The sequence below is a fragment of the Streptomyces sp. CNQ329 genome (assembly GCF_000482585.1).
Window position 1 is genome coordinate 134,520 of the sequence record NZ_AXVU01000018.1, and the last position, 9,127, is coordinate 143,646.

11 protein-coding genes are annotated in these 9,127 nt (G+C 70.5%); 2 read left to right on the forward strand and 9 right to left on the reverse strand.

What is annotated here, in order from left to right; genetic code table 11:
• Window position 1: 1 nt before the first annotated feature.
• The 9 genes from rpsC to I003_RS0114755 all read right to left on the reverse strand — a co-directional run bounded on the left by rpsC (window position 2) and on the right by I003_RS0114755 (window position 5,631).
• Window positions 2-850, reverse strand: a complete 849-nt coding sequence (gene rpsC / locus I003_RS0114715) for a 30S ribosomal protein S3 (RefSeq protein ID WP_027772220.1) — start codon at window positions 848-850, stop codon at window positions 2-4.
• Window positions 850-1,197 (reverse strand): 50S ribosomal protein L22, encoded by a 348-nt coding sequence (gene rplV, locus I003_RS0114720; protein ID WP_027772221.1) that lies wholly within the window; start codon window positions 1,195-1,197, stop codon window positions 850-852. The genes rpsC and rplV overlap by 1 nt, the downstream gene beginning before the upstream one ends.
• 43 nt (window positions 1,198-1,240) lie before the next feature.
• Entirely contained in the window at window positions 1,241-1,522 is a 282-nt protein-coding gene (rpsS, locus tag I003_RS0114725; RefSeq protein ID WP_027772222.1) for a 30S ribosomal protein S19, read from the reverse strand.
• A 17-nt stretch (window positions 1,523-1,539) separates the two neighbouring features.
• On the reverse strand, window positions 1,540-2,376 hold the full coding sequence (rplB, locus tag I003_RS0114730) for a 50S ribosomal protein L2 (RefSeq protein ID WP_027772223.1): 837 nt from the start codon (window positions 2,374-2,376) through the stop codon (window positions 1,540-1,542).
• Between the two features lie 43 nt (window positions 2,377-2,419).
• Window positions 2,420-2,788, reverse strand: a complete 369-nt coding sequence (rplW, locus tag I003_RS0114735) for a 50S ribosomal protein L23 (RefSeq protein ID WP_027772224.1) — start codon at window positions 2,786-2,788, stop codon at window positions 2,420-2,422.
• Window positions 2,788-3,480, reverse strand: coding sequence for a 50S ribosomal protein L4 (gene rplD / locus I003_RS0114740; RefSeq protein ID WP_027772225.1), 693 nt, complete (start codon window positions 3,478-3,480; stop codon window positions 2,788-2,790). Before rplD ends, rplW begins: the two co-directional genes overlap by 1 nt.
• Before the next feature lie 4 nt (window positions 3,481-3,484).
• Window positions 3,485-4,129, reverse strand: a complete 645-nt coding sequence (gene rplC, locus I003_RS0114745; RefSeq protein WP_027772226.1) for a 50S ribosomal protein L3 — start codon at window positions 4,127-4,129, stop codon at window positions 3,485-3,487.
• A gap of 14 nt (window positions 4,130-4,143) precedes the next feature.
• Window positions 4,144-4,452, reverse strand: a complete 309-nt coding sequence (rpsJ, locus tag I003_RS0114750) for a 30S ribosomal protein S10 (protein ID WP_003948644.1) — start codon at window positions 4,450-4,452, stop codon at window positions 4,144-4,146.
• Between the two features lie 750 nt (window positions 4,453-5,202).
• Window positions 5,203-5,631: an ATP-binding protein gene (locus I003_RS0114755; RefSeq protein WP_027772227.1), complete on the reverse strand. Its 429-nt coding sequence runs from the start codon at window positions 5,629-5,631 to the stop codon at window positions 5,203-5,205.
• A 210-nt stretch (window positions 5,632-5,841) separates the two neighbouring features.
• Between I003_RS0114755 and I003_RS0114760 the strand changes: the two genes are divergently transcribed.
• Entirely contained in the window at window positions 5,842-6,693 is an 852-nt protein-coding gene (locus I003_RS0114760; RefSeq protein WP_027772228.1) for a Scr1 family TA system antitoxin-like transcriptional regulator, read from the forward strand.
• An 11-nt stretch (window positions 6,694-6,704) separates the two neighbouring features.
• The gene (locus I003_RS0114765) at window positions 6,705-6,899 is read left to right on the forward strand and encodes a hypothetical protein (protein ID WP_027772229.1); all 195 of its coding nucleotides are present in this window, start codon (window positions 6,705-6,707) and stop codon (window positions 6,897-6,899) included.
• The last annotated feature ends 2,228 nt before the right edge of the window (window positions 6,900-9,127 follow it).

A 9,127-nucleotide genomic window follows, 5' to 3' on the forward strand; every position in this document is an offset into this window, starting at 1 on the left:
GTCAGCCCTCCGTTCCGGTGCTTTCGGCAGTGGGAGCGGCGGCGGTGCTCGCGGCCTCGGCCCGGGGGGCTTCGGCAGCCGGAGCCTGCTGCTGCTCACGCTGCGGACGACGGCCACGGCCCCCGCGCTCGCCGCCGCGACGCGGACGGTCGCCACCGCCACCGCCGCCACGGGAGGGACGGTTGCCGGCGCGGGCCGCGGCGTTCTCGGCGCGGACCTCGGCGATGTTCTTCACGTCGCCCTTGTAGATCCAGACCTTCACGCCGATGCGGCCGAAGGTCGTACGGGCCTCGAAGAAGCCGTAGTCGACGTTGGCGCGCAGGGTGTGCAGAGGGACCCGGCCCTCGCGGTAGAACTCCGAGCGGGACATCTCGGCGCCGCCGAGCCGCCCGCCGCACTGGATCTTGATGCCCTTGGCGCCCGCCTTCATCGCGGACTGCATGCTCTTGCGCATCGCCCGGCGGAAGGAGACACGCGAGGAGAGCTGCTCGGCGACGGCCTGGGCCACGAGCTGCGCGTCGGTCTCGGGGTTCTTGACCTCAAGGATGTTGAGCTGCACCTGCTTGCCGGTGAGCTTCTCCAGGTCACCGCGGATCCGGTCGGCCTCCGCACCGCGGCGGCCGATGACGATGCCCGGCCGGGCGGTGTGGATGTCGACGCGGACGCGGTCACGGGTGCGCTCGATCTCCACCTTGGAGATGCCCGCGCGCTCCATGCCCTGCGTCATCATCCGGCGGATGGCGACGTCTTCCTTGATGTAGTCCTTGTACAGCTTGTCCGCATACCAGCGCGACTTGAAGTCGGTGGTGATGCCGAGCCGGAACCCGTGCGGGTTTACCTTCTGGCCCATTACCGGGTCCCTTCCTTGCTGCCGACGACCAGCGTGATGTGGCTGGTGCGCTTGCGGATCCGGTACGCCCGGCCCTGCGCGCGGGGCCGGAACCGCTTCCAGGTCGGGCCCTCGTCGACGTACGCCTCCTTGACGAAGAGGCTGTCGACGTCGGTGTGGTCGTAGTTGTGCGCCGCGTTGGCGATGGCGCTGTCCAGCACCTTGCCGACGGGCACGCTCGCGGCCTGCGGGGCGAAACGCAGGACCGCCTGAGCCTCCGTGGCAGTCATGCCACGGATGAGGTCCACCACACGGCGGGCCTTCATGGGCGTGACGCGCACATAGCGCGCGGAGGCCCTGGCTTCCATGGTTGTCCCTTCGGTGTGAGTCATGGTCTTCGCACTCCGCAGGTCAGCGACGACGCGACTTGCGGTCGTCCTTGACGTGGCCCTTGAAGGTGCGGGTAGGCGCGAACTCGCCGAGCTTGTGCCCGACCATCGACTCGGTGACGAACACCGGGACGTGCTTCTTGCCGTCGTGCACCGCGATCGTGTGGCCCAGCATGGCCGGGACGATCATCGAGCGGCGGGACCAGGTCTTGATGACATTCTTGGTGCCTGCTTCGTTCTGCGTGTCCACCTTCTTGATGAGGTGGTCGTCGACGAAGGGCCCCTTCTTCAGACTGCGCGGCATCTCTACTCCACCCGCTCCTAGCGCTTCTTGTTCGTCTTGCGGCGGCGGACGATGTACTTGTTGCTCGCCTTCTTCGGGGAGCGCGTACGACCTTCCTTCTGGCCCCAGGGCGAGACCGGGTGGCGACCACCGGAGGTCCTGCCCTCGCCACCGCCGTGCGGGTGGTCGATCGGGTTCATCACGACACCGCGGACGGTCGGGCGCACGCCCTTCCAGCGCATGCGGCCGGCCTTGCCCCAGTTGATGTTCGACTGCTCGGCGTTGCCGACCTCGCCGACGGTGGCGCGGCAGCGGATGTCGACCAGCCGGATCTCGCCGGACGGCATCCTCAGGTGGGCCATGCGGCCCTCCTTCGCCAGGAGCTGCACGTGCGCACCGGCGGAGCGGGCGAACTTCGCGCCGCCGCCGGGCTTCAGCTCGATGGCGTGGATGACGGTACCGACCGGGATGTTGCGCAGCGGCATCGCGTTGCCCGGCTTGATGTCCGCGCCGGCACCGTTCTCGACGCGGTCGCCCTGCTTCAGGCCGGCCGGCGCGAGGATGTAGCGCTTCTCGCCGTCGGCGTAGTGCAGCAGCGCGATGCGCGCGGTGCGGTTCGGGTCGTACTCGATGTGCGCGACCTTGGCGGGGACGCCGTCCTTGTCGTGCCGACGGAAGTCGATCACGCGGAAGGCGCGCTTGTGCCCACCGCCCTGGTGGCGGGCGGTCACTTGACCGGAATTGTTTCGGCCGCCCTTGCTGTGCAGCGGGCGGACCAGCGACTTCTCCGGCGTGGACCGCGTTACCTCGACGAAGTCGGCGACGCTGGCGCCACGACGGCCAGGAGTCGTCGGCTTGTACTTGCGGATACCCATTTCTTCAGTCCTCGTCCGTGACGGACAGCCCTGTCGGTCCCCGTCAGGAGACCGGGCCGCCGAAGATGTCGATGCGCTCGCCCTCGGCGACGGTCACGATGGCGCGCTTGGTGTCGGCGCGCTTGCCGTAGCCGGTGCGGGTGCGCTTGCGCTTGCCCTGGCGGTTGATCGTGTTGACCCCGATGACCTTGACCTGGAAGACCTTCTCCACGGCCTGCCGGATCTGGGTCTTGTTCGCCCGCGGGTCGACGATGAACGTGTACTTGTTCTCGTCGAGCAGTGCGTAGCTCTTCTCCGAGACGACGGGCTTGAGCAGCACGTCACGCGGGTCGTCGTAGGTCTTGCTGGTGACGGTGAACCCGGTCGCCGTCTCGTCCGCGGTCTCGGCCTCGGTCTTGTCCATGTCGACCATCAGGCGTCGCTCCCTTCAGCCTTCTGGAGCTCGACCTCGTCGGCAGGAGACTGGCTCTTGCCGCCGCCCTTGACGGGGCCGGCCACGAACCGCTCGAAAGCGGCCTGGGTGAAGACCACGTCGTCGGAGACGAGCACGTCGTACGTGTTGAGCTGACCGGCGTCCAGGATGTGCACGTCGGGCAGGTTCCGGGTGGACAGCAGCGACAGCTCGTCGTCCCGCTCGATGACCAGCAGCACGTTCTTGCGCTCGCTGACCTTGCCGAGGAGGGTCTTGGCGGCCTTCGTCGAGACCTCGCCGTCGACCACGCCGGTGACGACGTGGATCCGGCCGAGGCGCGCCCGGTCCGAGAGGGCGCCGCGCAGCGCGGCGGCCTTCATCTTCTTCGGGGTCCGCTGCGAGTAGTCGCGCGGCACGGGGCCGTGCACGACGCCGCCGCCCGCGAACTGCGGGGCGCGGATCGAGCCCTGGCGGGCGCGGCCGGTGCCCTTCTGGCGGTACGGCTTCTTGCCGCCGCCCCGGACCTCGCCGCGGGTCTTCACTTTGTGCGTGCCCTGCCGGGCAGCGGCCAGCTGGGCGGTGACGACCTGGTGGATCAGCGGAATGCTGACCTGCGCGTCGAAGATCTCCGCGGGGAGTTCGACGGTCCCGGCCTTCTCGCCCGCCGGCGAAAGGATGTCAACGGTGCTCATTACCTCAGGCCCCCTTGGCCGCACTACGGACCAGGACGAGGCCGCCGTTCGGACCGGGGACGGCGCCCTTGATGAGCAGCAGTCCCTTCTCCGCGTCAACGGCGTGGACGGTCAGGTTCTGGGTGGTGACCCGCTGGTTGCCCATCCGGCCGGCCATCCGCATGCCCTTGAACACGCGGCCCGGGGTGGCACAGCCGCCGATGGAGCCCGGCTTGCGGTGCACGCGGTGGGCGCCGTGGCTGGCCTTGCCGCCGGCGAAGCCGTGGCGCTTCATGACACCGGCGAAGCCCTTGCCCTTGCTCTTGCCGGTCACGTCGACCTTCACGCCGGCCTCGAAGGTCTCGGCGGTCACCTCCTGGCCGAGGGTGTACTCGGAGGCATCCGCGGTGCGGATCTCCACCAGGTGGCGGCGGGGAGTGACGTCGGCCTTGGCGAAGTGGCCCTTGAGGGGCTTGTTCACCTTGCGCGGGTCGATCTCGCCGAAGGCGATCTGGACGGCGTCGTAGCCGTCGGAGTCTGCGGTGTGGATCTGGGTGACGACACAGGGGCCGGCCTTGACCACGGTCACGGGCACGACACGGTTGTTCTCGTCCCAGACCTGGGTCATGCCGAGCTTCTCGCCCAGGACGCCCTTGATCTGCTTAGCCATCTCTTCGCGACCTCTCAGAGCTTGATCTCGATGTCGACGCCGGCCGGAAGGTCCAGGCGCATCAGCGAGTCAACGGTCTTGGGGGTCGGGTCGAGGATGTCGATCAGACGCTTGTGGGTGCGCATCTCGAAATGCTCGCGCGAGTCCTTGTACTTGTGCGGCGACTTGATGACGCAGTACACGTTCTTCTCTGTGGGCAGCGGCACCGGGCCCGCGACCGACGCACCAGTGCGGGTCACCGTCTCGACGATCTTCTTCGCCGAGGAGTCGATGACCTCGTGGTCGTAGGCCTTGAGCCGGATGCGGATCTTCTGTCCCGCCATGGCTTCTCAGCAGTCCTGTTCTCGTAGCGCTCCGGCGCCCGGTGAGCTGCGCTGCGGACCCGTTCCCCGACCCACGCGGTCGGGCGTGTCGCAACCCTCCCCGTATTTCTCCCCGCGAAAGCATCTCTCCCGCGGATGTCCACGGAGATCCGCGGTCCGCAGGAGTTTTCCTTGCAGGAAGAGGGGGGAAGAACCCACCGAGTGCCCTGGCCTGCACCCCGCTGACGCTTCCCGGAAGATTCCCGTACTTCCGCCCCTGATGAGGGGCGACGAATACGTGGGACTCGCTTCCGGTCCTCCCGGCGGGAGGCGCGCAGCATCGACGCTCAGCCGAGCAACCTGCATAGTGTGCCACACGGCGCTCGGCTCGCGCCAATCGGCGCAAATACCACGAGGGTGGCGCGGCGAGGGCTCGGGGGCGGACGCGAGAGCGGGGCTCGGGACGGGGCTCCGGGGCAGGACCCGGGACGAGCTCCGGGGTCGCGACGGCCCCGTACCGGGGGGGCGCCACCGGACCTCCAGTGTGCCTCGCGCGGGTTGGCGCGGCCGGGGGTTCTCGGGGTCGCTCCCGGAGCCGTACCCGCTCGGGATGCCCGGGACGCCGGCACGCGCCATGCCCGGCCCCCACCGGCCGGCCACCCGTGTCCGTCCCTCAGGGGCGCCCTCCGACTTCCCGCGGGCACCATCCGACGGGGCGGCCCTCCACCCGCACCCGTACGACGTCATCCTGCACCTCACCTCTGTACGACGTCACCGGTCGCCGTCCAGCGGAAGCCCGGCGACGACGGCTTTGCCGCGGATGTGCCGGGGGACGACGGCCCAGGCGGCGGAGAGGGCATCGACGAGGAGAAGCCCCCGGCCCCCGCAGGCGGAGGAGTCGGGCACGGCGAGGGAGGGGGTGCCGGGACCGGAGTCGGAGACGGCGAGCCAGTAGTGGCCGTCGGCGGGCCAGAGGAGGAGTTCGACGAGGTGGTCCCGGGCAGGGCGGGCGCCGTGACGGACGGCGTTGGTGACGAGTTCGGAGGCGAGGAGCTGGAGGTCGCCGCCGAGGCGGGGGCGGTGCCGGTCCGGCAGGGCATCGAGCACGGCCTGCCGGGCGCGGGGGACGGAGCGGGGGTGGGCGGGAAAGGCCCAGCGGACGGGGAGGGTCGGGACGGACGGGCGGGGGTGTGGGGGCATGGCGTACTCCTGGGCCGGGGTTGGTCGTTGACGTGCCGGTGGCATGCCTCCCTGGGCGCGAGCACACCCGCCCCAGGGAGAGCGGGCATGCTCGCGCGGTGCGCTTCCGGCGTTGCTGTGAGTACCTTGCGCACAACCGAGAGTAGTCATAGGTTGGCAGAATTGCTACCTCTTCTTGGAGGTTCTCCCCTTACCGCAGGAGGCGCGGACATGGCCATCAGGAAGACACCGACCCAGCGGCAGCAGCGCCTGGGCGCCGAGGTGCGGAAGATCCGTACGTCAGCAGGGATGTCCACCACGTATGCCGCCGGATTACTGGGGTTGGACAGCGGAAAAATCTCCTACATGGAGTCGGGCCAGCGCACCATCAGCGCGGAACGGCTGCGGACACTGGCCTGCAACTGCCACTGCACCGACGAGAAGTACGTCGAAGCCCTGGCCGAGCTGACGATGCGCGAGTCGAAGGGCTGGTGGGAGCAGTACCGAGGCAGCCTCCCGCACGGGCTGCTGGACATCGCGGAGCTGGAGGCGCATGCGACCCGGATGCGTGTCGCGAACACCGTTCATATCCCGGGGCTGCTCCAAACCTCTGACCACGCGCTGGCCATCTTCCGCAGCGCCGTACCAGCCCTACCCGAGCATGAGGTGGGCCTCAGACTGGCTCATCGCGCGAAGCGCCAGGAGGTGCTTGTGGGCGACCAGCGGCCCGACTACGTCGCCCTCGTCCACGAGGCGGCACTACGCATGCAGTTCGGCGGCCGGCGGGTCGCACAGGCTCAGTTGCGCCATCTGCTCGACATGTCAGAACGCGAGAACGTCACCATCCAGGTCATCCCGTTCAGCCACGGGGCGTTCCCCGGGGCAGGCCAGACCATCCTCTACGCCTACGGGCCGGTCACGCGGCTGGACACCGTGCAGGTCGACAGCGCGCACGGTCCGGACTTCCTTCACGCGGACGGACAACTCTCGAAGTACCGTTCGCTGCTGGACCAGATGGAAGAGGTCGCCCTGCCGCCGGAACAGTCCCGTGACTGCATCCGCAGCATCGCCCGCCAACTGTGAGGAGAGACCCCATGCCCACCCCCATCGAGTGGGAAGACCCCTTCTGCGCCGAGGGCAACTCGTGCTTCCGCATAGGCACCGACGGGGAAGGCAACGCGCACATCGCCGTGGCAGGCCGGGAGGAGGATCGGGTCACCCATTCAGTGGAAGCACTCCGCACGCTGATCCGGGACATCAAGGCCGGCAAGGCGGACCACCTGCTGTAACGGCACCAGCCGGGGGGGGTGTCGGCGAGGGCCCCGGGGGGTGTCGGGGGTCTCTGCTGGGGAGTCTCGGCTGGGGACGGTATCCGGGGGCGGTATCCAGGGGCCGGTGAGGGCAGCGCCCGGGGTACCCTCTGTGCGCCCAGAACCGCACGTCCCCTCACACCCGCCCAAGGGTATGCGCCCGTACTGACAAAGAGCCCGGGTCACCGGCGCCGGCGGCGGGGACGTCGTGCGCGCGAGGCGGATCGGGGGGTACGCGCCGGGGCGGGCGTTGAACGTGCGGTGGACCGGTCTACGGGGGTGCCCGCGTCGGGGTGGACGCCCGCGTCGGGGTGGACGCCCGCGTCGGGGTGGATGCCCGTCCGTGACGGAGGCGGGTGCGGTGGGGTCGGTGTCGGGGTGGGGCGGTGTCGTTGGGGCTCCCCCCGGGCCACCCCGCTCTTTGATTGTCGGGCCTGCGTCCGGCGTCAAGGGCGCCCCCTCCGCTTCGCTGCGGGGGCGTCGCTGCGCGATGGGGCTTCGCCCCACCCTTGACCCCGGACTCCGGCCCGTGACAGACCGGCAGCTAAGGGTGGCCCAGGGGGAGCGGGCACCCGTTGACCGAAGCTACGGATGCAGAGCCCGGCCGACGGGGGCCGGGGCGCCGGAGCCGGGCTTGCCCCGATCGCGGGCGCCCTGGAAGACGAGGGCCGGAGGCCGGAGTCGGGCCTGCCCTGGTCGCGGGCGGCCCGCGGCGGACGGGGGCGGACCAACGCGCCGGGCCTGCCCTGATCGCGGGCGGTCCGGCGGACGGAGGGCCGGGGACCGTAGCCGGGCCTGCTCCGGTTGCGGATGCCCCGGAAGACGGAGGTCCGGAGACCGGAGCCGGGCCCGCCCCGATCGCGGATGCCCAGGAAGACGTGAACGGCAGCCCGGTGCCGGGCCTCCCCCCGACTACGGATGCCTTGGCCAGCGAGGGCCCGGATACCGGTGTCGGGCCGATGCCAGTCGCGGACCGGCACCGCGCCGGGGCGGAGGGAGCGGCAGTCCTGCCCTGTAGGGCGCCGACCGGAGGAATCCGGTCGTAACTCGCGGTAACACCCCCCGGTCCGGCCTGATCCAGGCCCCGAAGCCCATATTCCGCCCCGCCAGACGCACCAACCCGCCCGACCCACGCACGCCACCACCCCGCCGGCCCGGAATGCGGGCTACCGGCACAAACTCACCGCGACAGGCCGCCAAATCAGACCAAATCACCCACAGGGCCGGAGTTTCGCTCCGCCACACGCGCAAATCCGCCCGCAGAACCCCCGCGGCCCCGGATCCGCGGCCAGAAGCGGCCTACATGCACGCCACCGGGACAAACTCGCGGCTACCCCACCACCAAACCCACCCAAAACGCCCACGCGCTCCGACTTTTGCCCCGCGGCACGCACAATCCCATCCGAGGCCCCGAACTCGCAGCCAGAAACGGCCTACATGCACGCCGCCGAGAGAAACCCGCGGCAACCCACCCGCCAAAACCATCTAAAACGCCCACCGGCCCCGACTTTTGCTCACCCACGCACACCCACCGCTGCCCAGCGGACCCGACTGGCCCCCAGCCCGCGACGTCCACCACGAAAACCTCCCAGCCCAGCACCGGGCCGCCCTCGTCTGCCGGGCGCATCGGCACCCAGAGGCCCCCATCCCGGGCTCCGGCCCCCGCCCGCCGGGGCGTCCGCGAACGGGGTAGGCCCCGGCACCGACCTCCGGCCCCTCGTCCACCGGGACCATCCGCGATCCGGGCAGGCCCAACTCCGGCCCGCGGCCCCCCGTCATCCGGGGCATGCCCTACCGGGCAGGCCCCGGCACCGACCTCCGGCCCTCCGTCAACCGGGACCATCCGCGATCGGAGCAGGCCCCGGACCGGCCTCCGGCCCTCTGCCATCCGGTGGCATCCGCTATCGGGGCATGCCCGGCTCCGGTCGTCGGCCCCCCGTCGACCGGGCTCTGCATCCGTAGCCCTGCCGGAGGGTGCCCGCTCCCCCTGGGCCACCCTTAGCTGCCGGTCTGTCACGGGCCGGAGTCCGGAGTCAAGGGTGGGGCGAAGCCCCATCGCGCAGCGACGCCCCCGCAGCGAAGCGGAGGGAGCGCCCTTGACGCCGGACGCAGGCCCGACAATCAACAAGCGGGGTGGCCCGGGGGGAGCCCCCACGACACCGCCCCACCCCGACACGGACCCCACCGAGCCGGATGCCCCACGCACC

Bases quoted from the DNA above. Each gene is read 5' to 3' on its own strand.
- I003_RS0114755 (WP_027772227.1), bottom strand. From the start codon at position 5,631: ATGCCCCCACACCCCCGCCCGTCCGTCCCGACCCTCCCCGTCCGCTGG.
- rplC (WP_027772226.1), bottom strand. From the start codon at position 4,129: ATGGCTAAGCAGATCAAGGGCGTCCTGGGCGAGAAGCTCGGCATGACC.
- rpsS (WP_027772222.1), bottom strand. From the start codon at position 1,522: ATGCCGCGCAGTCTGAAGAAGGGGCCCTTCGTCGACGACCACCTCATC.
- rplV (WP_027772221.1), bottom strand. From the start codon at position 1,197: ATGGAAGCCAGGGCCTCCGCGCGCTATGTGCGCGTCACGCCCATGAAG.
- rpsC (WP_027772220.1), bottom strand. From the start codon at position 850: ATGGGCCAGAAGGTAAACCCGCACGGGTTCCGGCTCGGCATCACCACC.
- rpsJ (WP_003948644.1), bottom strand. From the start codon at position 4,452: ATGGCGGGACAGAAGATCCGCATCCGGCTCAAGGCCTACGACCACGAG.
- rplW (WP_027772224.1), bottom strand. From the start codon at position 2,788: ATGGTCGACATGGACAAGACCGAGGCCGAGACCGCGGACGAGACGGCG.
- rplB (WP_027772223.1), bottom strand. From the start codon at position 2,376: ATGGGTATCCGCAAGTACAAGCCGACGACTCCTGGCCGTCGTGGCGCC.
- rplD (WP_027772225.1), bottom strand. From the start codon at position 3,480: ATGAGCACCGTTGACATCCTTTCGCCGGCGGGCGAGAAGGCCGGGACC.
- I003_RS0114760 (WP_027772228.1), top strand. From the start codon at position 5,842: ATGGCCATCAGGAAGACACCGACCCAGCGGCAGCAGCGCCTGGGCGCC.
- I003_RS0114765 (WP_027772229.1), top strand. From the start codon at position 6,705: ATGCCCACCCCCATCGAGTGGGAAGACCCCTTCTGCGCCGAGGGCAAC.